Source organism: Halothiobacillus sp. (genome assembly GCF_027346185.1).
Classification (GTDB): Bacteria; Pseudomonadota; Gammaproteobacteria; order Halothiobacillales; family Halothiobacillaceae; genus Halothiobacillus.
This window is the reverse complement of the sequence record NZ_DAIESY010000167.1, coordinates 1-26,700: the sequence shown is the minus strand read 5'-3', so window position 1 is coordinate 26,700 and position 26,700 is coordinate 1. Positions and strand designations below refer to the sequence as shown.

Below are 26,700 nucleotides of genomic sequence, written 5' to 3'. Positions count from 1 at the left end.
CCAGTATGTCTTGCGGCGTGCGGCAGCCTTTCAGAAGCTCGTCGAGCAGGGCATCGGTCTTCTTCTGGGTAATGGTCATTGGTTCTCCTCCTTCTCGTTAGTCGCAGATAACCAGTTACACAGTTATTTGTACACCCTCGCCGAATGCGCTGCGATTATCTTGCCTACCTTCACGCCTCAAGATAGCTGCTGCAAGGCCCCACCTCAATCCGAATAAAACAGTCCAGATCCATGAAATGGTACCGTGTACAAATGGAAGCAGCGATTCTGCACGACGGATCGCTCCCTCAAGGCTCACTGGTTGCAAACCACACTGACGCCAGCTCAAGAGCCGTGGTGTATCCACGCCAATCCCTGCTGCTGCCATTGAATGAGCTTTTGGCGGTCTGTCTGGCAGTGCCACAACGGTGACTGCCGTCAAAATAAACAGGCGGCGGTCGTTGCGCTCGTTGTGGGCGGCGGAGATTTCGTCCTGAAGGAGCTTGATACGCTCTTGTTGCGTCGCGACTTCTCGAAAAATCATGGCCAGCTCTTCGGTGGCTCGCTGAAGATCGTCCCCGTCCTGGCAACGTGACTAATGCACCGTCCAAGTTTTGTTGACCGTTACAACCAGCACAGGTACGCTCAACTTACCCTTAACCTCAGTAAAAACACTCATAATTTCATGACATCCGTCGATATCCTCGGTTTTATTGCCACAGGCTTTACCACACTGTCTTTCTTGCCACAGGTTTGGCGAACATGGAAAACGCGTGATGTCAGCGGCATCTCGCTGCCCACCTACATCATCATCACCGTGGGGCTTGCCCTCTGGCTTGTGTATGGATGGATCAAAGGTGATGTTCCCATTATCGTTGCCAACTCGGCCATGGTGCTACTGACGGGGAGCATTACGGTTATGAAAATACGCTTTGGCCGCACCGGCATGGCATAAAACCAGAACCCATGCCTGCCCAAATTTTCATTCTCGGAAGCCTGATGCAAACCTTCTGCTGGTGGGTGGAGCGTATGCCTCGTGCAGGGGAGTCAATTCAGGCCAGTGCCCTGCGCCTTGAGCTTGGCGGCAAGGGTCTGAATGTCGCCGTGGGGATGGCGCGTCTGGGCGCACGCATTGAAGTGCTTCTAGGCTGTGGCAACGACCATGCAGGCGAAGCCGCCTTGAATCTGCTGCACAGCGAAGGAATCAGCACCCGGAATGTGCACCGCATGGAAAGCCCCTCGGGGCATGGTGCGGGGCTCATCACCCCAGATGGACAGAGTTTCATCAGCATTTTTCCTGGTGCAAACGCCTTGCTCGATGCAACACATATCGAGCAGGCTCGCGCTGATCTATGTTCCGCCAGCATGGTAAATGCACAATTTGAAACAGCCATGCCCGTGATTGTGTCGGCATTTGCCCTCGCCCATGCCCACGGTGTGCCGACCGTACTCAATCCATCGCCCTGGCAAGAACCGGATGCCGCCCTAAAACGCACCACGCACACCCTGATTGTCAATGAAACCGAGGCTGCGCAGCTCGCAAACCATCCTAGGAACGCACCACCGGCAGAGCCTGAAATCTGGGAGTGCGCCCTTGCCAGCATCTGGAGCGATTGGATAACCCTGCAACGTATCGTTATTACCTTGGGATCACGCGGCAGCCTAGCACTCGTCCGACCCGAGGCAGAGGCGGACAGCACATTCATCCATTCTCACGCCCCCATCATCACCTGCGTAGACAGCACCGGCGCAGGCGACGCATTCAGCTGCGGTTACCTCTGGGCCAGCCTGCAAAAACAGCCTCTTATCGAAGCGCTGCGCTGGGGTAACTACTGCGGAGCGCATGTTGCAGCAAAGCGTGGTGTGATCGAAGTCCTGCCCTCAGCGGATGATGCGTACACGTGGTTCAAAGCGTCAGCTTGAGCCGGTAGATATACGCATCACCGCGAAAACAGCCCTCGACGTACTCCACCAACGCCCGCCGTGCACCCTGCTGCGCTGTATAGGTTTTGCGCTTGAGCAACAGACAAGGTTGAGGCGACGCAAAGCCAAACACCCGCATTTCCTTGTCTGAACTCATTATGGCCTCAATGGACTGCTCAGCTTCACCAAGCCGCTCACCAAGATTCTGTTCAATCAGCCCATAAGCTGAGCCCTGCCCATCCCAATCAGCCAGCGCGGGCGCAAGGTGCAGTGCGTACCACGCATCTTCGCGCGTCATGGGTACGCCGTCCGCACAGCGCACCCGTACCAGATGCAAAAACTCAGCATTCGACGGCAAGCCGAACACTGAAGCCATCTTCCGATCCTGAACCACCTTAATTGCCTCGACACGGCTACTTGCCTCGCGCCCAAGTTCACGCATTTCTTGCGTAAAGCCCTTAAGCTGTCCCATCACCGGACTGACCTGAGGCACGGCTTGTACCACACTGCCTGAGCGTCCACGCCCGGCCAGCCGCCGCGCCTTGCGCAGTTCATCATAGGCGCGTTTCACTGTAACCCGGCTAACCCCAATAGATTCAGCCAGCTCGCGCTCGGAAGGCAGACTGACTCCGGCAGGAATATCGCCGGAAACAATCATGCGCTCCAACTGCAAAAACAATTGCTGCCAAAATGGCTCCGCCGACAGACGATCCAAACTTAAATCGTCAATCGCATATGACATCTTTCCATTCTCCTAAAAAATAGCTGTTGCAAAGTTTTCGTATCTCGACATCACGCCTACGCTTCAAGATAAATTCGAACCAAACATTAAATTAAGCCCTGCATCCACCAGCCGCTACCATGGTAGACCGCACCAATGCCATGCAGTTCAAAAACCTGCAGGATGTGCTGCGATTATCTTGCCTACCGGTACGCCTGAAGATAGCTGCTGCAAAGCATTCACCTAATTCGAAAAAAACAAAGTCCAAACAAAAAAATGGTATTGCATAATAGCTAAGTATATAATACCATTAAATCCGTAACAACTTCAGGCTTTGAGCCACATACCATTAAATTGCGCACGATTTCTTTTCGTCTTCCCACACAACATAAGGTCTTTGAGCATGAAACAACAGTCATTGCATTTAGCCAGCACCAGCCTGCTGCTGTCACTCACCTTAGGCTTAGCCGCGTGTGGAGGGGGCTGTGGATCCTCGCCTACACCAATCCCTACACCAATCCATAAACCAACCCCTAAACCAACCCCTAAACCGACACCAACCCCGACACCCGCCACGTACACCATTGGCGGGAGCGTTTCGGGTCTGGCCGCAGGCACTTGGGTCGTGTTGCTCAATAACGAGGGCGACAATCTGACGGTAAATGCCAATGGCAATTACACCTTTCTGACTGCCCTGGCCAGTGGGGAGGTGTATCACGTCACCATCGGGCAACAACCCACTGGTCAAACCTGTTCGGTCACGAGCGGCAGCGGCACCATCGCCAGCAGCAATATCACCAATGTGGCGGTGAGTTGTGTCAACAATGCACCACCACCGTCGGCAACCTATACGGTCGGCGGCAATGTCACCGGTCTCGCGACCGATCAATCGGTGACCGTGCAGGACAACAGTGGCGACACACTGGTAGTCACCGCCGATGGCCCCTTCACCTTTGCCACCGCCCTGGCCACCGGCGCAAGCTATGCAGTTACGGTATCTGCTCAGCCCGCCGGTCAAACCTGTTCGGTCACGAGCGGCAGCGGCACCATGGCCAGCAGCAATATCACCAATGTGGCGGTAAATTGCATTACGCACGGCCTCGTCAGCACCTTCGCCGGTTCCACCACAGCAGGCTCAGCCGATGGCACCGGCGCGGCCGCGAGTTTTAATTCCCCCGCAGGGGTCGCGACCGATGCCAGTGGCAATGTTTATGTGGCGGATTCGGCCAACAACGAGATTCGCAAGATCAGCCCGGCCGGTGTGGTGACGACGCTGGCGGGTTCCACCACAGCTGGCTCAGCCGATGGTACCGGCGCGGCCGCGAGTTTTAATTCCCCCGAAGGGGTCGCGACCGATGCCAGTGGCAATGTCTATGTGGCGGATGCGGTCAACCACGAGATTCGCAAGATCAGCCCGGCCGGCGTGGTCACCACCCTGGCGGGTTTCACCGCCCCAGGCTCTGCCGATGGTACCGGCGCGGCGGCCCGTTTTCATGGCCCCGCTGGGGTCGCCACCGATGCCAGTGGCAATGTCTATGTGGCGGATACGGGCAACCACGAGATTCGCAAGATCAGCCCGGCCGGCGTGGTGACGACACTGGCGGGTTCCACCACCGCTGGCTCAGCCGATGGTACCGGCGCGGCCGCGAGTTTTAATCACCCCTTAGGGGTCGCCACCGATGCCAGTGGCAATGTCTATGTGGGGGATTCGTACAACAACGAGATTCGCAAGATCAGCCCGGCCGGTGTGGTCACCACCCTGGCGGGTTCCACCGCCTTCGGCTCAGCCGATGGCAGCGGCGCGGCGGCCCGTTTTCATGGCCCCTTTGGGGGTCGTCACCGATGCCAGTGGCAATGTTTATGTGGCGGACTACGGCAACAACGAGATTCGCAAGATCACGCAGTAAGGCATTGGGTCAACGTGGATGGGGCAGGCGCACGGTAGCGATGCCCTGATGGCAATAGCACGAGTTGTTTCTTTTTTCGCTTTCACACACAGCATGGAGATAGCAGATGAACACATCACACACCACCCCATACCGCACACTAAACCCGTTGGCAGCCGCCTTGGCTGCCGCTCTGCTGCTTCCGGCCACCCCGGCGTGGCCGGGTTCGTTAGACGGCGGCAGCGCCACGGGCTTCAGCAGTGTTTCGGTTGGTCCAGGCAGCATAGCCAGCGGGGATAACAGCACGGCCAGCGGGGTCAACAGCTTTGCCAGCAGGGACAGCAGCACGGCCACCGGGGACAGCAGCACGGCCAGCGGGGCCAACAGCACGGCCAGCGGGGCCGGCAGCACGGCCACCGGGGCAGGCAGCATGGCCATAGTGGCCAACAGCACGGCCACCGGGGCAGGCAGCACGGCCAGTGGGGATTACAGCACGGCCACCGGGGCTAGCAGCACGGCCATAGGAGCCAACAGCACGGCCAGAGGCGACAGCAGCACGGCCAGCGGCGACAGCAGTACGGCCAGTGGCAATGGCGATATTGCCGTTGGCGCACTGGCACCCACTAACAACAGCACGAGCCAATCTTCGGGCAATATCGCCATCGGCGCCTCGACAGGTGTGGTTTCGGGCAGCTTTGATAATACCTCCACCACCGCCAATGGCGGCAATTCGATTGCCATTGGTACTGGTACGTAATCAACGGGCAATAACTCGGTCGCATTGGGCTCGGGCAGTGATGACGGCGGAGAAGCCAATGTGCTTAGCGTGGGCAATGGCACACAAAAACGCAAAATCATCTACGTGGCGCCCGGCACTCTGAGTTCGACCAGTACGGACGCCGTCAACGGTAGTCAGTTGGATGCCACAAACCAACAGGTTGCGACCAACGCCGCGGGTATTGCGACCAATACCGGCAATATTGCTGCCCACGAGGTTAGAATCAATGCACTTGTGAACGGCAAACTTGGTACCTGCATGGTAGTCAGCGGCGGCTTGCAATGTGGGGTTCAGGCCAAAGCAGAAGGCGCTAATGCCATCGCGCAGGGAAATGGAGCCACGGCGAACGGTGATGACACGTTGGCACTGGGCACCAATGCCCGCGCCAGTTACGCTGGCTCGGTCGCCATCGGTGCAGGTGCTCAGGCCAATGCCGACCCGACGACCGCGGTGGGCAACAACGCCATTGCCAACGGCAATAACTCGGTCGCATTGGGCGCAAACACCACGGCCAGTGGCAGCAATTCGGTGGCGCTCGGTCAAGGCTCGGTCGCCAATCGCGACAACAGTGTGAGCGTGGGTGATGCCGCGGTTGGCTTGACCCGCCAAATCACCCATGTCGCGCCCGGCACGCAAGGAACGGATGCGGTGAATCTCGATCAACTCAACGGTGCCAATGCCAATACGCTGAACGAGGCCGATTCCCGCGCCAACCGAGGCATTGCCTCGGCGGTCGCGCTTGCTGGCTCTGTACCGAGTTTCGGCACCTCGGGCAACAGTATGACAGCGGGGGCCGGTTCGTATGGCGGTCAGTCGGCGGTGGCGTTGCAATACGCCCATCGGTTCAATTATGGGGAAGCCCATCCCATCGTTGCCTCAATCGGCGCGGCCACTTCGACCGGCGGCTGCACAGCCGTGCACGGCAGCGTGAGCGTGGGCTGGTAAACATCGCTCACAACCAGATTCCCCCGATCGTTACCGGCACGATCGGGGGAATGGGCACAGGCGGTCACCGCATAGATTTTCTCGGAAAGTGGCTCTTGATATCCTCGAAAAAGAGGATATTCATCGTGGTAGCCCGCTATTTAGGAAATGAATGGGTATTGCATAATTGGTTGTTGTACCGAGCAGGAGTTAGGCGATGCCACATCCTTCCGCCACTTTGGTTCCCACGAATCATAAGCTTAGAAGTTTGAGCCAATCCGTCATAAGCTTAGAAGTTTGAGCCAATCCGTCAATCGATAGTTGAGTTAAATGCGGAATCAGCACATGTATGCGCCTTACTTGCTTTTCGCAAACCTTGGCACCATTGATGACAAAAACCCGCGTGATGACGACCATTGACGGGCTCCGCCACCTCAGGCTCAGCCGATAGTACCGGCTCGGCCACCCGTTTTAATAACCCCGCTAGGATAGCCACCGATGCCAGTGACAATGTTTTTGTAGCGGATGCGGACAACAACGAGATTCATAAGATCACGCCGTAGGGCCATGCTATGAGGCATTGGGTCGTCGTGGATGGGGCAGGCGCACGGCAGCGATGCCCCGATGACCAATAGCGCACCGGAGCAAGCGTCCACCGTCACCGAGGGTGATCGTAAGGCGGGATTTGCAGGATGCGCCCTAATGATCTGGCGTGCCATTTTGGGGGTGTATTTAGAAACGCCCCCATACTATGCAGAATACGCACAATACCCCCAATGCGGTAACTTTGCGTATAGGGGTACAGATTGTTACCCGGTCACAAGCCACAGAATGCGGGACCACTTTCACCACCCGCCGATGGTGTCGGTATTGCCGCCAGCCCGCCAACGCCCACGCCGATCCTACGGTTCATTCTACGGTAAGCCAATCTCTCATTTCGAGTGAGGGTAGGGGTATAACACCGCGCTCTTTTGTTGTAGCTCTGCGGGACAACCTAGCGCTTTTATTATGGCGCGTACTTAAAGAAACGTACAAAAATTAACGAATTAGAACCCATGAGAAACTTAGGTTTATTTGATTTAGTGGCGGAGGATCAGCCCGCCAACGTCGGTTATAAGCGATTGAATCTATAGGCTTTATTTTCGCAAGCCATTGATTCATCCAATCTACGCACCAAAAACGTTGTAACAGGCGGGCGCAAGGCGTATTATCTAGCTTTATTTTCTATGGTACGTAGGAAGGAGCTTAGAAAACATGCCCAGATTAGCCAAGGAACTGACCGCTATCGAGGTTAAACGCCTCACAGTGAACACGAATGCCGAAGGCGTACCGTATAACACCATGCACCGCGTCGGTGGCGTATCGGGGCTTATGCTCCAGATAACACCCAGCGGGGCTAAATCTTGGTTACTGCGCACCTACGTAGGTGAAAAGCGCCGAAGCATTGGGCTTGGTGGCTTCCCTGATGTATCACTAGCTGACGCCCGCACCAAAGCGCAAGCCGTTAAAGACCAGATCGAGCTAGGGCTAGACCCTATCGAAACCAAACGCGCCGCCCGGCGTGCCTTGATTGATTCGCAGCGGCAGACCATCACCTTTGAAGATGCCGCCCGCCGCTATATCGAGATGAAGGCCAAAGAGTTTAAGAACCCGCGCCAAGCCGAACAATGGACAAGCAGCCTGACCGCCTACGCCTTCCCGATCATTGGTGGCGTGCCCGTGCGAGATATTGAGCTGACCCATATCAAAGCCGTGCTAGACCCGATTTGGGAGCGCATCAACGAAACGGCAAACCGCGTGCGTGGGCGCATCGAAAATATTTTAGGTTGGGCAACGATTCACCAATACCGCACCGGCGAAAACCCCGCCCGCTGGACGAACTACCTAGACCAGATTTACGCCGCACCGGGCAAAATTCAGAAAGTGAAGCATCACGAGGCCATGCCGTTTGCTGACGTGCCCGCATTCATGGCCGAATTGCGCCAGCGTGACGGATTAGCCGCCCGTGCCCTTGAGTTTACGATTCTGACCGCCACCCGCACCAATGAAGGCGTTGGCGATAAGCGCATCCATAAGCCCGGCGCAACATGGGGCGAGATCGACACAGACAAGCGCCTCTGGACGATACCCGCCGAGCGCATGAAGGCAGGCCGTGCGCATCAAGTACCATTGTCTGACGCCGCCATGAAGGTTTTAGCCGGGCTTGCCCGTGGCGATGATGCCGCGCTGATATTCCCCGGCGCGGGTGGCGCGATTGCATCGAATAACTTTTTATCGAGCGTATTGAAGCGCATGGGGCAGCAAGTCACCGCGCACGGGTTTAGATCGAGCTTCAAAGATTGGGCGCGAAACCTGACCGCCTTTGATGATGAAGTTTCAGAGCTTGCCCTAGCGCATATCAGCAACGACCTGACCCGCGCCGCTTATGCCCGTGACGGTTTGATTGAGAAGCGCCGCCAACTGATGACCGATTGGGCGCACTACTGCGAACACGGGCAACAAACCAAAAGCAATGTAATCGCCATTGGGGAGCGCCGCGCATGAAGATCGAAACACAATCACCATTCTTGACGATCACCGAAGCCGCTAAGATTTTGCAACGATCAGAGCAGGACGTTTTAGACTTCGCCGCGTTTCATTCGCTTGGAGCCGGGGCGCTTATCTCGGGCGTTAACGCCACGCGCTATGAATGCCGCACGGACAACGGGCAAACCTTTTGCTATGCGGCAGACCCGCAAACAAGCCCGGCTAAAGGTTTTTTCAGGCTGAAGGCCGACGATTTGCAGCAAATTAGATCAGTCGGGAACGTTACCCCGCGCGTGCTATTCCCGCATGATTCGCACCCCGGCCAAAGCCTCGACGAGTGCGGATATTTCCTGATTGATTCGTGGGACGGCATTCCCTTGTCGATTGGAATAAATCAGCTATGGGTTTTTAGGCCGGAGCTGGCACGCTGGCAGGCTACCCAGCCGAAAGGCAGCCCGCGCGGCAGGAGAGCGGGTTCAGGCGCTGATTGGCAGGCGATTCAAAGGGAGCTAGACACCTTCGCGCACAAGATGCGCCTGCAGGGGCAGACTACCGCCAAGCCGGAAGTTATCAGCGCATACCTAAAATCGACACCCCGCGAATTAACGTATGGTTCAGTGAATCGGAGAACAAAAAAGACTTGGTAAAACAATTAGATGAGTTAGATATTAGCCCGCTTTGTGCGGGTTTTTTATTGCCCTAAATCGGACAAAAAAAGACATTAAATAGCCGCCGATTTTTCGCTTGTTTTTACTGACCCTGTACCAACTAGGAGCAAGCGAAATCATGCAACCACAAACAGTTTTTTTCTCTGACAAGGCACTGGCCGAAAGGTACCAAGTTACCCGGCAAACCATTTGGCGTTGGGTTCGTGAAAACCGACTAGCGAAGCCGGTCAAATTAGCGGCAGGCTCGACCCGCTGGACACAAGCGGCAGTCGAAAAATTCGAGGAGGCCGCAAAATGAAAAACGCCTCGACCCTTTCGAATCAAGACGTTAGCATGGCAGCTAACGAGAATCATAACAAAACTAGAGCAGAATTGCTAAACGATTTGCGCCGCCAAATTGATTGGCTGATGGGTGCCTATTGCGTGTTATTGGATGACCCCAAAGCCGAAAAGCAGGGGGGTTCACGATGAACACTCAAGACATATCGACAGCCAGCCAACGCGCCAGGCTTTTAACCGCTCTGAAATCGACCCCCGGCGGGATTACAACGATTCAGGCACGCCGTGATTTAAATGTCATGCAGCCAGCGCCGCGCATCAAAGAGCTACGCGAACGGGGCTGTCAAATCGCAACAATTCGCGAAACCCAAACAGATGACCAAGGCCGCAAGCACCCACGATGCGCCCGGTATGTTTATCTCGGGGGTGGCGTATGACCGCTCGATTCTTATTTGCAGAAAATCACAGCCAGACAAGCGGGTTTAGTCATATTTCAGTGAACGACCTCGCAAGCATGGCTAAAACGCCTCGCATTGGAGCGAAGGCAACCGCGCCCGTTTTTGCGCCGCATGACGGCCAAGGGAAAACCAAGCAGGACGCCGAACAAGCCCAATTTAGCGCCCTGATTTTGGATTTTGACGAGGGCAACCTATCAGCCACAGCATTAAAGATGATTCTTGCTGATGCGGGCGGTTATTTGGCGTTTACATCATCCAGTCACCAGCAGCCCAAGGGCGCCGAGCCGCCAGCTGGTCGCTGGAAGGCTGTTATTCCATTTAGCCGGGCTGTTTTTGCCGAGCAATACGCGCCCTTGGCACTTGGCGCCGCTCTGAAATTCAAAACAGACCCAGCACAAGCCCGGCTGAATCAAATTTGTTATGTACCGAATAAGGTTGACGAATCAGCGCCTTATGAAGTGATCGACCGCACAGACCGCCCGGCAATCGACCCAGAAAGCAGCCCGTTTGCTAAAGAGTGTCTCGCAGCCTTTGAGGCTCACCAAGCCAAGCAAGAAGCCACGGCAAGGGCAGCGCCAATCAATCAGCGGCGCAATGGCGATTTTAGCCGAGCTGGTAGCGTTATCGACCTAACAAATTCCGCCTATCAAGTGCGCGATATTCTGACCGGGGCGGGCTACACACAGCGCGGCAAAAAGTTTATAGCACCGGGCAGCACAACGGGCATTGCGGGCGTGCATATCTTGACCGGCGACGATTCCAAGGAGCGCGTTTACTCGCACCACAGCCAAGCCAGCGACCCATTAGCAGACGGTACCGCACACGATGCCTTTGATTTGTTGCTAATCCTGCGATTCGGTGGCGACATGGCCGAGGCCGTCCGAACGCTATCACAGGAGCTTGACCAAGAAGGCCAAAAGCAGCGCCAGCGCGACTACATGCGGGAGCAAGCCGACACGCGAGGCCAGATAGCCGCCTTTGAGCTGACGCGCTCACAAGAGGCACAAGCCCGGCTAAACGAGGACTCACAGCCTTTCGACCTAGGGCGGTTCTCACTAAATGGCAGCGCCGAATCAATGCGCCAGAAAATGCTAGAAGAGGTTTTTATTATGGGTGAAATTGCGATTTTAGGGCAGCTAACAGCGATTTATGCAAAGCCAAACACAGGTAAAACACTAATCACGATTAGCTTAATTATCGAGGCCATTAAATCGGGCAGGATTAATGCGGGCGATGTTTTTTATGTAAATGCAGATGACACATTCCGGGGGCTAGTTTCAAAACTTGAATTAGCCGAGCTTTACGGGTTCAACATGCTGGCACCGGGTGAAAATGGTTTTAATACTAAACATTTTGCCGAGTATCTAAAGCTAATGGCACGGCAAGGAACCGCCAGCGGGAAAATCATTGTTTTGGACACCTTGAAAAAATTTACCGATCTCATGGATAAAACAAACGCATCTGAATTTATGACCACAGCGCGGGCATTTACTCAGGCGGGAGGCAGCATGGTTTTATTAGCGCACACAAACAAAAACAGGGATGCCGAGGGCAAGGTTATCGCGGGTGGCACTTCAGACATTATCGATGATGCGGATTGCGTCTATTTGCTGGACGAGATCGGCATGATCCCCGGCCAGAAAACGGTTCTATTTGAAAACCTAAAAGCGCGGGGGGATGTTGCCAAGAAAGCTGCCTACAGTTATAGCGTAGAGCGTGGGTTAAGTTACCGCCAGCTAGTCGATTCAGTCGAATCACTTGACGACCAAACCGTGCAAAAGGCCGCACAAGAGCGTGACCAGCAGGAAGCCCGGCTAAGAGATCAGCCAGCGATTGAAGCCCTTTCCGAGGCGATACGATTAGGTTTTGTTAGCCGAACTGTTTTGCTAGATGAGGCAAAAAACCATTGTGGGCTATCGAGGCCAAGACTTGCGAAGGTACTGGACGCCTACGAAGGCGGGGCGCTCGAACCGGGCAAACAGTGGCGCATGAAGCGCGGGGCAGACAATCGCCACATTTACGAGCTTCATTACGGGCAAATTCTAGAAAAAACCGAGTAATACCCCCCCCTGTCTAAAAAACCGAAAAACCGGAGAAACCGAACAAACCGCGTCAGAATAAGGTTTCTTTGGTTTTGTTGGTTTCTCTGGTTTCTTTGGTTTTATTGGTTTCTTTATATTTTTTGGTTTTAGAGGGGGGGGTAGAGCCACAAAAAACAGCCCGGCTAAAAATGACTTAACACTTTGAGGGTTTTTATGAAGAAAATCAGATTTAACGTAGGCGATTCGTTCCAGTGCAAGGCTTTTATTAAAAGATCAGCGCAAGGGAAAATGCGCCGATTAGAGATCGTTTGGGCACCCGCGCCGCCTAATCGCCAGCTGACCGAAAAAGAGAGCGCGGATTATCAGCGGGGGCTTTCAATCATAATCGCAGCAAACCGTTTATAATCAATTTTAAGGAGATAACCAAGCAAGAGAATAACGAAGCCCTATAGACCGGCTAAAATGACCTAAAACTGATTTTAATTGATTGGAGTTAATAAATGACCACCGCACCACCAAACGCTCGAGACATGACCCCAGCCGAATTTAGAAAAGCGCTTATTCAAGTTGCGTTTGAAGACCAAGCGAGACTTGCTAAACAGTCAGAAAACGCAAGCCTGAAAATAATCCACGCCCGATATGGCAAACCCCAAACGGAGAAAAAATAATGACTACCTTGGCAGCTACTTTTGAAACTTTGAATAAAAAACGCATGGCCTTGATTCATGAAGCCGCAGCTACCGGCCAAGCAATTGACCCGGAGAAAATCGCAGAGATTCAAGCCCAGATTCAGGCAGCCCAGCAAGCCCAAGACCTCGAAAATGAGATTCGAGCAGCCAAGGCCAGCATTGAAGCCGAAAAGCGCAAAACGAGCAACGCCGAGCATCTGGCAGAATTGGTTCAAACCGTTGAATTAAAAGCTGAAATCGCCGATAAGTTAGCGCAAGAGATTGAAACAGACCTTGCCAGCCTTCGCGCCAAGATCGGCACTTGGCAGGCCGCTTGCGGTGAGGTCTATGCAGCCAATGGAAACGTTCACCACTTTGCATCACAAACAGCCCAGCGAATCACGCAAAAAGGCGTGCCTAATCAAGACCTTGAGATCGTTTTGATGCGCAAGAGCGATCAATTCAAAAGGCCGCTAAATTCTGTAGGGCGTACCTTCACGCATCAAGTGCGGTAACAAAAAACAGGGTGCACGGCAACGGGTACCCCGTCACAAAGAGGACTAACCATGAAAGAGCAGCGAAATAAACCATCATCATTCGAAACCGAGCTTCAGGCAATCGACAAGCGCCTTGATTGGATTGAGGCCATTTTGCGGGAGGTGGCAGAGGATCGGCTACGCAACCAAGGGGAACTGACCGATGAGCACAGCTCTTGATTCTCAAGTAAAAAGCAAAGGCCGCTGGAAGAAAGGAGAATCGGGCAATCCAGGAGGCAGACCCAGCCTTGGGAAGACGGAACTACGCCAGCAGATCGACCAAGGCGCGCCGGAAGTCTTGAAAATCGTCATGCAGGCCGCACTTGATGGCGATATGGCGGCATGTAGGATGATTTTAGATAGAACAGTCCCACCGTTAAAACCACGCGCACAGCCCTTGCAGCTGGCACAGCCAGAAGATCGTTCACCGCAGGGATTAGCCAAGGCGCTTATTGACGGCGCGATGAGTGGGTTAGTCGACGTTCGCGATGCAGCCGTTCTCCTGAACGCAATCGCACAGTTCAGCCGATTGGACGAGCCAGAAAACGACCATATAGCCGCCTTTGAGACATTACCGTATGACGGGGTCTAATCAGACCACACCAAGCCCGGCCAAGCGTCGGGTTTTTTATTGCCTCGACCACTCGACGATCCGCCGACCCCCCCTCAATTTTCGGCATTGATAGCCGCTATCTATCAAAAACACGATGGCACGATTAATGCAAATAAATAGCAAGGATCATGCCTGATAGATTTTTACTATCAATCATGGATGGCCCGATTCTGCGAAGCCCTTGCGCGACGGCATTTGGCACGTCGGGGCGCGATGCGCAACGAGAACCGCAACACGCGCCACCCAGCCCGGCTAAAAAATGCCGGGTTTTTTGCCGGTTAGTAGCACCTTGGAACAATCAAGCGTTTTTACTATGGAGCGTATTAAGAAACGTACCAAAAAAGGCCAATAAAAAAACCTATGCAAAACATAGGCTTATTTGATTTTGTGGCGGAGGATCAGGGATTCGAACCCTGGAAGGGGATAAACCCTTGCCGGTTTTCAAGACCGGTGCATTCAACCGCTCTGCCAACCCTCCGCGAAGGGTGCGAATTCTGTATAAATGTCGACTGGATGTCAATTTTTTTCTTCTTCGGGCAACAAACAAAGGCCAACGCCTCATGTCAATACAATCACCCGGGACTCTACGATTAGATGCGAACATGAGTGTTGTTTTTTGGATACTGGTCCATGATCATTCTCCTAAGAGCAAAAAAATACTTTATGGTAGATTGTTCAGGTGACTTTATTGTTATTGATCACGTGGTTTTTTGATGTTTTTGATCGAGGTGTTTCTCATGCGTGCTTTAGTGGCTGTTTCTATGGGTATTTTGGCATTATCTTTGTCAGCGTGCAGTTCCACGCCGACTAAGCCGGCTGGTGCCGGTCAAGCTGGCGCAACGGGTGCTGAAACTTCTGGCGTGAGCGGTTCGGGAACGGACGAATCTGTGCTGTATTCAAACGCGCCCAAAGGTGAGGCAGCAACGGTGTACTTCGGTTTCGATAAGTACAATGTTGATCCTTCTTATCGTCCGATGCTGCAGCAGAATGGCGATTTCCTGAAGGAAAATACGCAGCGTCATGTTTTGGTTGAAGGCAATACCGATAACCGTGGCAGCCGTGAATACAATATCGCGCTGGGCGAGAAGCGTGCTATAGCGGTGCGTGACATTCTGCTTGCCGATGGTGTTGCTCCTGCTCAGGTGGACGTAGTTAGCTACGGCGAAGAGCGTCCGGCTGTTGAAGGCAACAACGAAGCTGCCTGGGCGAAAAACCGCCGCGCTGATCTGGCTTACGGCAAGTAAGTGATCCGTTCCGTCGTTTGACGGACTGAGGTTTGAGAAGAGCCACCTTTTAAGGTGGCTTTTTTGTGCCCGCTTGGATTGGAGGTTGTGCCTTAACAGGATGCTGAAAAACTCATCCTTGAGTTTTTCAGCCCTAACGAATCCGGTACACGCCCGTATTCGTTAGCGATAAATCAATCACTTACGTGATTGATTTGCGCGCAGGACGTCCATCTCCCGCAATAACAGTTTGCTGAAATGAGTTTTTCAGCAGCCTGTTAACGGGATTCGATGGCTTGTTTGATGGGCGCGTAGATAATCTGGCTCAATTCGGTGAATAGGGCTTTGGAAAAGCTGTGGCCGTTCATGAGTGTCGGGAAGTCTGGCCAGATACGGGCGAGTGCCGGGCTGTTCGTGACTTCTCCCGGAACCTTCATATTGCCTTCGTAGCATTCTCTGGCTTTTTTCAGCGCGGAGTCTGTATTTTCCGGAGTCATTTCTTGTGCCAGCAAGCAGAACGCGGTTTTGCAGACTAGCGGGGAGGGGGCCTGCACGGCGTCAAACCAGGCGTCGAGCAGGGTCAGTAGATGTTGTTTTGCCATTTCAGTTTCGATGGGTGTGAAGTACAAGGTGCCCGTTTCGCCGATTAGATAGGTTTCGACCGATCCATGCGTAAGCTGGGCGAGCAGATGAGCCGGCCACTGGGCAACGCATTTGTGCCACTGGATATCTTCTCCCTTGTGGAGCGCACCTTCGATGAAAATAAGTCGCGCTTTGGTGTCATTCTGAATCGATGATTCTGATGAGAACACGTCTACTACCGATGCTTCGAGCCGGATGCCGCAATCACTTTCGATGCGCTGCACGGCTGGTGCAGCTGCGGTTTGCTGGAATCGCAGGTTTAATTCAAGCCAGCGTTGCCATTGGTCGATCAACGGCAGAAGTTCGCTTTGCTCGAATGCGGGGCTGACAATGGGCAATCGCCCGCTGAGTCGTGCCTGACGATATTGCGTCGAGATGAGCGCGCTGATGTGTTCGATCGTGGGTGTCGTCATTTGGCTTGTTGTGTGCGCTTGTGTAGCGAGTTGGTGACGCACGCGGTCGTTGATCTCTTTTTTGAGTTGCCAGCGTTGCAGGCCATCCAATTCGAAAGGTTCGTGATCTTCCAGTTCGGTCGCGGTGGGTCTTAGATAGACGCCAAACCGGTTTGTGAGCAACGTTTGTGCAGGCGTACGCAGAAAATCGCTTAATGCATTCAGAGTAAGGGGCTCTTCGGGCAGCCAGATTGGTAGCTCGGTCTTTGGAGTATCTTGAGCGTTGTCGTGCACGGCTCGCCAGTCATTGGCATAGGTGAACAGATCCGAGTTATCTGCCGAAAAATAACGGCGGCTGAAGGGGTGTAGCGGATGTTCGGTAGTCTGAATCTCGCTGCAGGAATGGGGCTCTGGCACTGCCCAGAATTGATCGAGATAGTCGCGCAGCTGGCTGACGAGCACGGAAGCCGGGCGAATCTTGTTGTTGTTGATGTTGCGACCGACCCAGCTGATCGATAACCGCTCCCTTGCGGCCAGCAAGGCTTCGAGGAATAGGTAGCGGTCGTCCTCGCGCCGGGCGCGATCGCCCGGGCGGTAGCGGCCGTTCATGAGATCGAAATCGTTAGGTGTCTGGCGCCGTGGATAGTTCGCGTCGTCCATGCCCAGAAGGTAGATGTGCCGATAGGGAATGGCGCGCATCGGCATCAGGGTGGCGAAATTGACGCCGCCGACAATGAACCGTTGATGCAGGCGGTGTGGCTCAAGGCGATTGAGCCAAGCATGCCGAACGGTTTCGATGTCGATTGCATTTTCGAATCCAGCCGCGATGCAGTCGGCCAGCCATAGATCGAGCTCGTTGTGCAGGCGCGCCAGCGTATCCATTTCAATCTGGATTTCGGGTGAATCCTGATGATTTTGGGTATCAGAGATAGAGAAAAAATTGGCCATCAGTCGGCGTAAGTGCACAACCCATTCTGTTGGCGTGTATTTTTCGGTCAGGCGGTGGGTGTACTTGTCGAGTTGCTCGACCAATTGTGCCAGTTTGCCGACCAGCTCCGCGCCGGTGCCATCCATGACGGGGTGGGGTTCTATTCCTTCCCATATCGCGTTTTCGTCACCACTCAAATAGCCGAGTAGGAGCCGATTCAGTCCGAATGCCCAGGTGTTCTGCTCCATCCCCGGTGGCACGCCAAACGCTTCACGATGCCGGGCATCCAGCCCCCAGCGAATGCCTGCCGAATCGATCCAGTCATGCAGGGTGGGTAAATCCGTTTCTGCAATTCCGAACCGGGCAAGCAGCAGAGGGCTGCCCAGCAGATCGAGCAGTTCGCTTCGAAGTAAGCGTGACGTCGGCAGGTTCAGTATCTGTTCGAGTGCATTGATCAGAGCGACCTGACCCGAAGCCGCCTGATCCGCAATGCTGAAGGGTATGTGTTGCGGATCATCACGGCCGAATCGCCCGAAAATGGCGGAAATGGCCGGAGCGTACAGGCTCATGTCCGGCACCATCACGATGATGTCCGTCGGTTTGAGCGACGTATCGGCTTCGAATGCCGCGAGTAACTGGTCGTGCAGAATCTCGACTTCACGCAATGGGCTGTGCGCGATGTGAAATCGCAGTGAGTGATCCTGACCAGGTTCCAGGCGACGATTCAGTGCGCGGAGTTCATCCGGGGTGCGTAGCTTGAGGATGTCATCCTGAATGAGCGTCAGCAGTGAGGATTTTGCCGAGTCGCCAACCGGTGATTCGAAGGGCGTGAGTGTCAATGGGTTGGCGGCGAGCTGAGCATTTTCCTCGAATTGATCCAAAAGGCGCATCAGATCGCGCCCCTGTCGCCCCCAGGCGGCCAGCAGAGGGTGCGCGTGTGCGGTTTGATCCGGTGTGGGTTTGCAGGGCCTCTGGTCTTGGTAGCGTTGTGCGAACAACTGGTGTCCGTCGATGATGTCGCTCCAATAATATTCACAGGGATTCAGGAAGCAGACAATCACCTGTGACCAGCGCGATGCGACCGCAAGAACGTCCAGAACCTGTGGCGCAATCGACGACAGTCCAAACACGACAATCCGCCGGGGCAGGCCTTCCGGGCGCGCCTTTTGTTCCAATGCGGCTTTTCGGAAAGCGGCGTGGAGGTCTGCGCGTCCTGCCGCGAATTCGATGCTGCCTCGGGCGTCCTGTTGTTCGCGAATGTCTGCCAGCAAAGCGCGCCACAGCGGCGGCTGCCAGCGTTGTTCGTCTGGTAGGCGTGTTTCGTGCGCGGGGAGGTCATCATGGCCTTCCTGCCAGTGGCGCAGCCAATCCGCACGGTACACCTGATACTGGTCGAACTGATCGGCAACGCGCAGTGCCAATTGAAACAGGCGACGGTCATCGGGCCGCTGATCGGTGACTATGTAGTGGCGCAACGGTAGGAAGGAGGGCGTATCGATGAGATTCGGGAGTAACCGCATCAGGCGCCATACCAGCTTGTCCTTATCCAGTGGCGCTTCGGTTGGGACGTAGTCGGTACCCAGTACCGCTCGATAACATTGCCATTGCAAGCGGGCAGGAAGGATCATTTCGATGCCGGTCGCTATGCCCAATCCGCCATCTTGAGCAGCGCGTGGGCGAGCCAAGCCGAGGCGCAGCCATTGAGCCATGCCATTGCTCTGCACCAGAAAGGTTTCGTTCTCCAGCGGGGCCAGCGGATGCCTTTTGAGCCAGTCGATCAGTACCTGCTGCAACAGTTCCAGCCGGTTGCCCTGCATCAGCAGGAAACCGGGGGTAATCTCATCCGTAATGAGTGTGGCCGATGGGGGCATGGCATACCGCGGGTGAACGACAAAGGGGTATTCTAACCTGTCGCCTCAGTCTGTGCCGCGCACCTCGTCCGTGAGTTATTCCGTTTTAGGGAAGGTCTGCACAAATGCAGACCTTCCCGTGCAGGGCATGGATGCCCTGCCGCACAATGACGTAAGTCATTGAATTGCGGCACTCGTGCCGGGCGTGCACCGACACGAGTGCTTCTGCACGAAGCCATGGATGGATTCGTGCAGAGATTCCTTAGAAATCCGGTTGCGGCGGGGCTGAGAATACCGCGCAGTTCCCACCTGCGCGTTTGGCCTGATACATGGCCGAGTCGGCGGCGCACATCAGGGCATTCTGATTGCGTGTTTCCTTCGGATGAATCTCGCAGACGCCGATGCTGCCGGAAATGCGTACATATTCGCCATCTCGCCCAATGCGCAGATAAAGCGCCTGCGATAAACGGCGAACGATATCCTGAAGATCTTTTAAGTGTCGTGCCGACTCGATCAGTATGGCGATTTCATCACCGCCCAAACGGGCAATCTTGTCTTCGCGGTGCAAGGCTTCCGCCAGCCGGCTGCTGATTTCCATCAGCAGGCGGTCGCCGAATTCGTGACCCAGTGTGTCGTTGACGGTCTTGAAGTGATCGATGTCGATGATGGCCAATGCCACGTGCCGATCCCCATCCTGAGCACGGAGTATCGCCTGATCCAGTAACGGATAAAAACCGGCGCGATTCGGCAAGCCGGTGAGTGGATCACTGTGCGCCAACCGGTTGAGATGCTGCTCGATCTTGTCGCGATACAGGGCGGTCCCGATGAAATCGCCGAAGAGTGTCGCCAGGCTGAGTTGGCGCATGGACAGTGGTTGCGCGACGGGTTTGAACCACGACAGTGCAAGCACTGCTTCAATTTGGTCGCTAATGCGAATGGGAATACTCAGGCTGGCCTTCAAGCCGGATTCGACAAAATGGGGTAGAGCCAAGTCGCTATTGGGATAATCCTCGATAAATAGAGGGTGGTTTTGCGCCAGAGCGGCTCCGGCAACACCCGTGCTACGATCAAACGCATGTTGAGACAATGCAACAAATTGCGGTGGTAAGCCTTCGAAAAAGCGATACTTTAATTTTTCTCCTTCAGGAAGAATAAGGCCGGCACCATCGGCGCCGACGATTTTTGCTGCCGCGTTTGCCGCTATGTGGAAAAAGTGGGGCAGGTTGGTTTCACGGGCCAATATGGACAACAGAACGATATCGGAATCACGTAGATTAAGTGGCTCTTGCATGGTTGAGGGTTCCTCCTCCACAAACCCAATTAGTCCTAAGCAAAATTGAAGCCATAAAAAAACCGCAGCACGTTGGCTGCGGTTTTTCTTTTAGCCCGCCTTGAAAAGGCTGGTTATGAATCGGAAATCAGGCGGCGGAAGCGCGGCGGCGGAATTCGCCGGTCCGTGTGTCGATTTCCACGTTTTCGCCGATCTCGATGAACGAGGCGACCTGGATTTCATGACCATTGGTCAGCTTGGCGTCCTTCATGACCTTGCCGGAGGTGTCGCCACGAGCGGCCGGTTCGGTATAGGCGATTTCACGGACGATGATGGTCGGCAATTCAACGGAGATTGGCTTGTCGTTATAGAACACCACTTCGCAGGGATCAGTCATGCCATCGACGATGTATTTGATGGTGTCGCCCATGTTTTCCGCTTCAATTTCGTACGAATTGAATTCGGAATCCATGAAGACATACAGTGGATCGGTGAAGTAGCTGAAGGTGCATTCCTTTTTATCGAGAATGACCTGGTCGAACTTGTCATCTGCCTTGAACACCGATTCGGTGCTGCTGCCGGTGAGCAGGTTTTTCATCTTCATTTTGACAACAGCCGAGTTACGGCCGGATTTGTTGAATTCGGCTTTCAAAATGACCATAGGGTCTTTGCCGACCATAATGACGTTGCCGGCGCGAAATTCTTGTGCGGTTTTCATGGAAACTACCCAGTGTGCTTGTATGAGGTTTGACAAATAATTGAAAAAGGCCTGAAAAACCATGCCTTAGGTAAGGTCTGCACAAATGCAGACCTTACCGTGCAGGGCATGGATGCCCAGCCGCTCAATGACGTAAGTCATTGAAATGCGGAGCACAAGACCGGCTTGTGCGTTTCTGCGCGAAGCCATGGATGGCTTAGTGCAGAGTTTCCTTAGATTAATTGGTGCGGCATTGTAACCGCTCATATGCGGTTTTGACCAGCCAGTTGGAGAGTTCTGTTTGACCGGCGAGCGTGAGCCGGTTTTTTTCTGCGGCCGAGGCCAGAATGGCATGGTGTTCGATGAAGTTCTGCCAGCTTTCGGGCGCGAGTCGCTGCCGGTTCCAGTCATGCGTCAAGGTCCGCCAGGCGTTGAACGCAGGCGCAGGGAGGTCACCGCGGCAGGTATCCAGCAGGGCATCCAGTTTTTCCCAGTGCGCCTGATCGTCGGTGGGGTAAATCTGCCAGATGAACGGCTTGCCTGCCCAGAGGGCGCGCACGAGCGAATCTTCCCCGCGCACGAACAGAATGTCGCACAACCACAGCAGTCGATCGAATTGCGCCTGCGGCAGGAATGGCAGCACATGCAGTGTCACCGTTCCGCGTTGAATCTGGTCGCCTGCCATGAGTTCGGGATAGCGGAGGTGCTCGCGTGCGCTGGTAAGCAGGCGGCCTTCCGGTAGATAGATGGTGACGGCCTCGGTAGTGGTTTGAGCGAGATCGTCAATCAGGTCGCCAATCGCCCGGTTTTCATAGCCGAATAAAAGCAGCGATAGACCGTTTGGCAGCGGGATGTGCCATTCATGCGCCCAAGTCGTTTGCTCTGAATGAACAAAGTGATCACGCGCCCGGAACAGATTCGCCTCACAGAGCAACCCGCCGGAATCGGGGCGTGTACTCGGGAACACGAATAGCTTTTGCAAGCCATTGGGCTGTGGCGAGAACCGGCCGTGATAATCACTGATCCAGCGTTCGGCACTGAAATATTCCAGATTGAACCAGGCGACGGTCTGTTCGGGCATGTGCTGTAGATAGTCTTCCGGTAGGGCGCAGCCGAACGCTTCAATCACGAATCGGGCGGGTGGTGTGGTTACTGGTGCGTCGGTCCAGTGAATGATCGTGATTCCGTAGTGGCTTTGTTGCAAACAGGTTGGGTCGACTTCCGGTACCAGATGCACGAGTGCGTTCAGGTCATCGACCCAAAGCCGGACTACCTGCCGGTGATCTTCCGTCAGTATCCGCGCCAGTCGCCAACTCACGGCAATGTCGCCGTAGTTGTCGATAACGCGGCAAAAAATATCCCAATCGGCTCCGGGGCAATCGGCAACGGGTAAAGCTGTCGTCATTTTGGTGTTGGCGGCCAGTCGGTGATCGCGCCGTTATCCAGGTTCAAGGCGGCGATTCGATCATGGTAGGTGTCGGCAATCAGAAGGTTGTGATCGTTCAACACGGCCAGCCCATTCGGTTGTGCCAGATTTTTTGCAACGGTGGTGACTTGTAGGGTGTCGAGGTCGAGCTTACGGATGGCATTATTGAATGTGTCGGCGATATACAACGCGCCATTCAGATAAGCCAGGCCTTGTGGATGCTGCAACTGCGCCTGATCGGCCGCACCGCCGCGATCACCGAAGTTGAACAATCCCTTGCCGACCAGCGTGATGACCAGGCTGGTCGGCATGTTGATTTGCCGAATGGAAGAGGATTCGGGATCGGCCACGTATAAATTGTGATCGTGGTAGGCCAATCCGCTCGATTGGGCGAATTGGGCCAGCAGGCGCTCGCCATCGTGCAGCCCTTCGTCCCCTGTGCCGGCATACACTTCGAGTTTTCGCGTTTTGGGATCGTAGCGCCAGACGGCATGATCGCCTGCCATGGCAATGAACAAATCCCCACCCGCAGCTTCAAGCCCCCAGGGTGAATTCAGTGCCGTATCCAAGGCGGATGAGTTCACTTCGTTGAGAAAAGCACGCTGACCGTTACCCGCCACGGTGCTGACGGTTTGGCTGGAAAAATCGATGCGCCGAATCCGCTGGTTATCGGTATCGGCCACGTATAGATCGTTGTCCAGCCAGGCGAGTCCTTGAGGACGATCGAATTCAGCCACAGCAAAACTGCCATCGGCGAAACCCGTTTTGCCATTGCCGATGGTGGCCATCAGTTTGCCGGTACGGTCGAAGATACGTATCTGGTCATGGCCGGTATCGCTGATGGCGATATGTTGCCCTCCAACGGCAATTTTGGTCGGCAGGACAAAAAAGTGATTGTCGGCATTCAATGGTTTCAGAGGCAGCTTCGGATGAGTGAGTGCGAGTGCCTTACGGGCACCATCGACTGCCGCTTCGACAACGGGAACCATGTCTGCGTAGGGCCGTTCGCCGATGAAACTGTGCAGCACCTTGCCTTTCGGGCTGAGCAGCAGCATCGTCGGCCAGGCGAACACACCGTAGTGTTTCCACCACGTCATGTTTGCATCGATGAACACCGGCTCGTCAATATGAAAGCGTCGCAGGAAGGGCGTCATGTTATCCGCTTGCCTTGATGCCGAGAACTTCGGTGAGGTGACGCCAACAACCAGCAGATCGTCGCCGAACTTCTGCTTGAGTTGCTGTTGAATGGGGATCATGTGAATGCAGTTGATGCAGCCGGGCGTAAAGAAATCGAGCAGAACCACGCGCCCTTGCAAATCAGCCGATGTCAGCGGGCGACTCACATTGAACCAGCTGGCGTCGGCAGGGAAGGGTGGATAACCCGCGGCCTTGGCGGCAGGTGGCATAAACCACAACATGAGTGCCACAAAAGGCAGGGCCAAAATTGGCAGGAAAATGGCGCGAATACGGGGTTGAAAACGAAGCCAAAAACTGGACATGGTCCTTCCTCGAGCTGCAGAGATACACAGCATAGACCTAAGGAACCTCTGATTGAATCCTTCGTGACCGAGACGGGCTTTTGAGGGATGAGTCGCAAGGCGCGGCGCGAAACGAATGGTTATTCCATTCGTGAGCGGCGCAACACGGCGAATCGCCCTCAAAAGCCCGTCCCGTGCGGGTTGCCGCCCAAAAGCCGCAACACTTCATTATCGGCCTTGGCATCGTAGCGTAAACTACGACCTGCGGCCTCTGCCTCGTTTTGCGGCTTTTGGATCAGCAACTCGGCTCACGAGGGATTCAATCAGAGGTTCCCTAAACCCTTCCTGCCAATTCATTTCCTCAGTATTCCAATAGTGATTGTATTGAACGCGAAATGAACATCCGCTCCCGGAGGTTTTTGGCAAGTACGGGGCCGAATTCGCCCTTCTTGGCAGCAAGGCCGTACAATATGCCCCCATTTTGCTGAAAGTCAGATTGTTCCATGCCATTACTTACCGTCGAGCGTTTACATTTTGCCCTGGGTACCCGCGTCCTGCTCGATCATGTGGGGCTGACTGTGGAACCCGGAGAGCGCATCGCCCTGATCGGGCGCAATGGCATGGGCAAATCGACCTTCATGAAGATTCTGGCCGGTATCGTCCGTGCCGATGAGGGCGAGGTGCGCCTTGAGCCCGGCGCGCGCATTGCGTATTTGCAACAAGACCCGCAGATGGATTCGACTGCGAGCGTGTATGCCACGGTGGCCGAAGCCTTGGGGGGCATTGAAGCCACACTGACGGCCTATCATGCCTGTATCGAAAAGCTCGGTGCGGGCGATGATTCGGTGATGGATGAAATGGCGCGTCTGCAACAGCAGATCGAGGCGGTCGATGGGTGGTCGGTGGCGCAGCGGATCGACGAGGTCATCACGCGCCTTGATCTTGATCCCGATGCCTCGGTCAAATCATTGTCCGGCGGGGCGAAACGCCGGGTGCTGCTCGCGCAGGCGCTGGTAGTGCAGCCCGATGTACTGCTCCTCGACGAGCCAACCAACCATCTGGATATCGCCAGTATCGAATGGCTGGAAGGCTTGATCCGCAGCTTTTTCGGCGCGGTTATCTTCATCACCCACGACCGATCCTTCCTGCAAAATCTGGCCAACCGCATCCTGGAGCTCGATCGCGGGCAGCTCACATCCTGGCCGGGCGATTATCAGAACTATCTGCGTCGGGTCGAAGAGCGTGAACACGCCGAACAAATACAGAACGCCGAATTCGACAAATTCCTGGCCGAGGAGGAAGTGTGGATTCGTCAGGGCGTCAAAGCCCGACGCACGCGCAACGAAGGCCGGGTACGACGCCTGGAGGCCTTGCGGGAAGAACGGGCCGCCCGCGTGAACAAGCAGGGCAAGGTAGAGGTCGCGGTCGCCAGCGCACGGACTTCCGGGAAAATCGTGTTCGATGGTGAGCACATCAATAAAACCTACAATGGCAAGACCATCCTGAAGGACTTCAGCTTGCGCATCCTGCGTGGCGATCGGATCGGTCTGGTCGGCCCGAACGGCGTGGGTAAAAGTACGCTGATCAAGCTGATTCTCGGAGAAATTCAACCGGATAGCGGCACCGCCCGACAAGGCAGCCAGTTGCAGGTCGCGTACTTCGACCAGCATCGCGCGCAATTGCGTCCTGACTGGACGGCCTTGCAGAATGTTTGCGACGGTGGTGACCGCATTGATGTTCACGGCCAAAACATGCACGGCATCGGTTACTTGCAGAAATTCCTGTTTACGCCGGAACGTGCGCGCACCAAGGTCGAGTCTCTCTCTGGTGGGGAGCGCAATCGCCTGCTGTTGGCGCGGCTGTTCGCGCAGTCGGCTAACTTACTGGTGCTCGATGAACCCACCAATGATCTTGATCTTGAAACATTGGAAGTGCTGGAACAGGTGCTGCTGGACTTCGACGGCACCTTATTGGTCGTGAGCCATGACCGGGCATTCCTCGACAATGTCGTCACCAGCTTGCTGGTGTTCGAAGGCGAAGGGCGTGTGCGTGAAGTGGTTGGAACCTACGAGGATTGGCTGGCTATTCGAGATCGGGAGAATGCTCAGCAAAGCGCCTCAACATCGAAACCAGCCTCCAATGCCGTAGCCGGCGTGAACTTGGTCAACGCCTCAAAGAAAGAAGGCCTGAGCTTCAAGGAACGGCACGAACTGGCGGCCTTGCCGGAAAAAATCGCCGCATTGGAAAATGAACAGGCGGAGCTTACCGCGCAAATGAGTGATCCGGCATTCTATGAGCAGCCCGACGACAAGACCGCGCCCGTTCTATCGCGTATGGCCGCAATTGACGACGAACTGGCGCGGTTGATGGATCGCTGGAGCGATCTGGAAGCGCGAGCGACAGAGTGATTTAGTGTGGCGTGAGCCAACATAAAATGAATGCCACACTAGAATCGGATTTTTTTCAATGGCAGGATGACCGTCTGATCCTGCGGCTCAAGGTGCGGCCCAGAGCCAGTCGTAATGCCTGGGGCGAGGTCATCGGTGATCGGATCAAACTGTATCTGACAACGCCACCCATCGACGGCAAGGCCAATCAGGCGGTGATCGCCTTTGTTGCCAAGACCTTTTCGGTGGCCAAAAACCGGGTGGGTATCCGTCGTGGAGAAACCAGTCGGGATAAGGAGGTCATCGTCCATTGGCCCCCAACGCCGAAAGCCGGTTCATCCGAGGCGGAAAACCTGCTGCGGCAAGCCCTGCAGGGATAGGCAACGGGTGGTTCATCCGAGGCTTG

Annotated in this window: 27 protein-coding genes, 1 tRNA gene and 2 pseudogenes; 23 read left to right on the top strand and 7 right to left on the bottom strand. The window is 54.9% G+C overall.

Annotated elements, in window-relative coordinates; genetic code table 11:
• From M7R55_RS11725 to M7R55_RS11705, 5 genes and pseudogenes are all read left to right on the top strand, one after another.
• Window positions 1-217 (top strand): hypothetical protein (locus M7R55_RS11725; RefSeq protein WP_298220774.1); only part of this gene is annotated, 217 nt, incomplete at its 5' end.
• A 24-nt stretch (window positions 218-241) separates the two neighbouring features.
• A pseudogene (locus tag M7R55_RS11720) lies at window positions 242-387 on the top strand (IS481 family transposase); the annotation flags it as partial.
• Window positions 371-574 (top strand): hypothetical protein, encoded by a 204-nt coding sequence (locus M7R55_RS11715; protein WP_298220776.1) that lies wholly within the window; start codon window positions 371-373, stop codon window positions 572-574. The pseudogene M7R55_RS11720 and the gene M7R55_RS11715, both read left to right, overlap by 17 nt.
• Before the next feature lie 90 nt (window positions 575-664).
• Window positions 665-934: a SemiSWEET transporter gene (locus tag M7R55_RS11710; RefSeq protein WP_298220773.1), complete on the top strand. Its 270-nt coding sequence runs from the start codon at window positions 665-667 to the stop codon at window positions 932-934.
• An 11-nt stretch (window positions 935-945) separates the two neighbouring features.
• Window positions 946-1,902 (top strand): ribokinase, encoded by a 957-nt coding sequence (locus tag M7R55_RS11705; protein ID WP_298220771.1) that lies wholly within the window; start codon window positions 946-948, stop codon window positions 1,900-1,902.
• On the opposite strand, the gene M7R55_RS11700 is transcribed toward M7R55_RS11705, so the two are convergent.
• On the bottom strand, window positions 1,886-2,644 hold the full coding sequence (locus M7R55_RS11700; protein ID WP_298220769.1) for a GntR family transcriptional regulator: 759 nt from the start codon (window positions 2,642-2,644) through the stop codon (window positions 1,886-1,888). The two genes, M7R55_RS11705 and M7R55_RS11700, sit on opposite strands and share 17 nt — an antisense overlap.
• Window positions 2,645-3,026: 382 nt before the next feature.
• Between M7R55_RS11700 and M7R55_RS11695 the strand changes: the two are divergent.
• From M7R55_RS11695 to M7R55_RS11640, 15 genes and pseudogenes are all read left to right on the top strand, one after another.
• A pseudogene (locus tag M7R55_RS11695) lies at window positions 3,027-4,343 on the top strand (hypothetical protein); the annotation flags it as partial.
• Window positions 4,303-4,530: a hypothetical protein gene (locus tag M7R55_RS12305; protein WP_366881191.1), complete on the top strand. Its 228-nt coding sequence runs from the start codon at window positions 4,303-4,305 to the stop codon at window positions 4,528-4,530. The pseudogene M7R55_RS11695 and the gene M7R55_RS12305, both read left to right, overlap by 41 nt.
• Before the next feature lie 106 nt (window positions 4,531-4,636).
• On the top strand, window positions 4,637-5,266 hold the full coding sequence (locus M7R55_RS11690) for a hypothetical protein (protein WP_298220764.1): 630 nt from the start codon (window positions 4,637-4,639) through the stop codon (window positions 5,264-5,266).
• A gap of 60 nt (window positions 5,267-5,326) precedes the next feature.
• Window positions 5,327-6,232 (top strand): hypothetical protein, encoded by a 906-nt coding sequence (locus tag M7R55_RS11685; protein ID WP_298220761.1) that lies wholly within the window; start codon window positions 5,327-5,329, stop codon window positions 6,230-6,232.
• A gap of 395 nt (window positions 6,233-6,627) precedes the next feature.
• The gene (locus M7R55_RS12300) at window positions 6,628-6,774 is read left to right on the top strand and encodes a hypothetical protein (protein ID WP_366881190.1); all 147 of its coding nucleotides are present in this window, start codon (window positions 6,628-6,630) and stop codon (window positions 6,772-6,774) included.
• Window positions 6,775-7,465: 691 nt separating this feature from the next.
• Window positions 7,466-8,755 (top strand): integrase arm-type DNA-binding domain-containing protein, encoded by a 1,290-nt coding sequence (locus tag M7R55_RS11680; RefSeq protein ID WP_298220759.1) that lies wholly within the window; start codon window positions 7,466-7,468, stop codon window positions 8,753-8,755.
• Window positions 8,752-9,384: a hypothetical protein gene (locus M7R55_RS11675; protein ID WP_298220757.1), complete on the top strand. Its 633-nt coding sequence runs from the start codon at window positions 8,752-8,754 to the stop codon at window positions 9,382-9,384. The genes M7R55_RS11680 and M7R55_RS11675 overlap by 4 nt, the downstream gene beginning before the upstream one ends.
• A 139-nt stretch (window positions 9,385-9,523) precedes the next feature.
• Window positions 9,524-9,703, top strand: a complete 180-nt coding sequence (locus tag M7R55_RS11670) for an AlpA family transcriptional regulator (protein ID WP_298220755.1) — start codon at window positions 9,524-9,526, stop codon at window positions 9,701-9,703.
• Complete coding sequence (locus M7R55_RS11665) at window positions 9,700-9,876, top strand: hypothetical protein (RefSeq protein WP_298220753.1); 177 nt, start codon at window positions 9,700-9,702, stop codon at window positions 9,874-9,876. Before M7R55_RS11670 ends, M7R55_RS11665 begins: the two co-directional genes overlap by 4 nt.
• Window positions 9,873-10,121: a helix-turn-helix domain-containing protein gene (locus tag M7R55_RS12295; protein ID WP_366881189.1), complete on the top strand. Its 249-nt coding sequence runs from the start codon at window positions 9,873-9,875 to the stop codon at window positions 10,119-10,121. Before M7R55_RS11665 ends, M7R55_RS12295 begins: the two co-directional genes overlap by 4 nt.
• Window positions 10,118-12,202, top strand: coding sequence for an AAA family ATPase (locus M7R55_RS11660; RefSeq protein WP_298220751.1), 2,085 nt, complete (start codon window positions 10,118-10,120; stop codon window positions 12,200-12,202). Before M7R55_RS12295 ends, M7R55_RS11660 begins: the two co-directional genes overlap by 4 nt.
• Window positions 12,203-12,684: 482 nt before the next feature.
• Window positions 12,685-12,852, top strand: a complete 168-nt coding sequence (locus tag M7R55_RS11655) for a hypothetical protein (protein ID WP_298220749.1) — start codon at window positions 12,685-12,687, stop codon at window positions 12,850-12,852.
• Complete coding sequence (locus M7R55_RS11650; protein WP_298220747.1) at window positions 12,852-13,367, top strand: hypothetical protein; 516 nt, start codon at window positions 12,852-12,854, stop codon at window positions 13,365-13,367. Before M7R55_RS11655 ends, M7R55_RS11650 begins: the two co-directional genes overlap by 1 nt.
• Before the next feature lie 51 nt (window positions 13,368-13,418).
• Window positions 13,419-13,568, top strand: coding sequence for a hypothetical protein (locus M7R55_RS11645; RefSeq protein ID WP_298220745.1), 150 nt, complete (start codon window positions 13,419-13,421; stop codon window positions 13,566-13,568).
• Window positions 13,552-13,980, top strand: a complete 429-nt coding sequence (locus M7R55_RS11640) for a DUF5681 domain-containing protein (protein ID WP_298220743.1) — start codon at window positions 13,552-13,554, stop codon at window positions 13,978-13,980. Before M7R55_RS11645 ends, M7R55_RS11640 begins: the two co-directional genes overlap by 17 nt.
• A 409-nt stretch (window positions 13,981-14,389) precedes the next feature.
• On the opposite strand, the gene M7R55_RS11635 is transcribed toward M7R55_RS11640, so the two are convergent.
• Window positions 14,390-14,479, bottom strand: a tRNA-Ser gene (locus M7R55_RS11635).
• Between the two features lie 235 nt (window positions 14,480-14,714).
• Here M7R55_RS11635 and pal point away from each other — a divergent pair.
• Window positions 14,715-15,245 carry a peptidoglycan-associated lipoprotein Pal gene (gene pal, locus M7R55_RS11630; protein ID WP_298220741.1) on the top strand — a complete coding sequence of 177 codons (531 nt, stop codon included), beginning with the start codon at window positions 14,715-14,717 and terminating at the stop codon, window positions 15,243-15,245.
• Window positions 15,246-15,502: 257 nt separating this feature from the next.
• Here the strand turns inward: pal and recC are convergent, their stop codons facing one another.
• From recC to M7R55_RS11605, 5 genes are all read right to left on the bottom strand, one after another.
• On the bottom strand, window positions 15,503-19,057 hold the full coding sequence (gene recC / locus M7R55_RS11625) for an exodeoxyribonuclease V subunit gamma (protein ID WP_298220739.1): 3,555 nt from the start codon (window positions 19,055-19,057) through the stop codon (window positions 15,503-15,505).
• Between the two features lie 241 nt (window positions 19,058-19,298).
• Entirely contained in the window at window positions 19,299-20,327 is a 1,029-nt protein-coding gene (locus M7R55_RS11620) for a diguanylate cyclase (protein ID WP_298220737.1), read from the bottom strand.
• Between the two features lie 127 nt (window positions 20,328-20,454).
• Window positions 20,455-21,024 (bottom strand): elongation factor P, encoded by a 570-nt coding sequence (gene efp, locus M7R55_RS11615; protein WP_298220735.1) that lies wholly within the window; start codon window positions 21,022-21,024, stop codon window positions 20,455-20,457.
• 217 nt (window positions 21,025-21,241) lie between these two features.
• The gene (earP, locus tag M7R55_RS11610; protein WP_298220734.1) at window positions 21,242-22,408 is read right to left on the bottom strand and encodes an elongation factor P maturation arginine rhamnosyltransferase EarP; all 1,167 of its coding nucleotides are present in this window, start codon (window positions 22,406-22,408) and stop codon (window positions 21,242-21,244) included.
• Window positions 22,405-23,928: a redoxin family protein gene (locus M7R55_RS11605; protein WP_298220732.1), complete on the bottom strand. Its 1,524-nt coding sequence runs from the start codon at window positions 23,926-23,928 to the stop codon at window positions 22,405-22,407. The genes earP and M7R55_RS11605 overlap by 4 nt, the downstream gene beginning before the upstream one ends.
• A gap of 482 nt (window positions 23,929-24,410) precedes the next feature.
• Here M7R55_RS11605 and M7R55_RS11600 point away from each other — a divergent pair, with 482 nt between their 5' ends.
• Both M7R55_RS11600 and M7R55_RS11595 read left to right on the top strand, forming a co-directional pair.
• Window positions 24,411-26,315: an ATP-binding cassette domain-containing protein gene (locus tag M7R55_RS11600; protein WP_298220730.1), complete on the top strand. Its 1,905-nt coding sequence runs from the start codon at window positions 24,411-24,413 to the stop codon at window positions 26,313-26,315.
• A gap of 26 nt (window positions 26,316-26,341) precedes the next feature.
• Window positions 26,342-26,674: a DUF167 domain-containing protein gene (locus M7R55_RS11595; RefSeq protein WP_298220728.1), complete on the top strand. Its 333-nt coding sequence runs from the start codon at window positions 26,342-26,344 to the stop codon at window positions 26,672-26,674.
• Window positions 26,675-26,700: the final 26 nt, after the last annotated feature.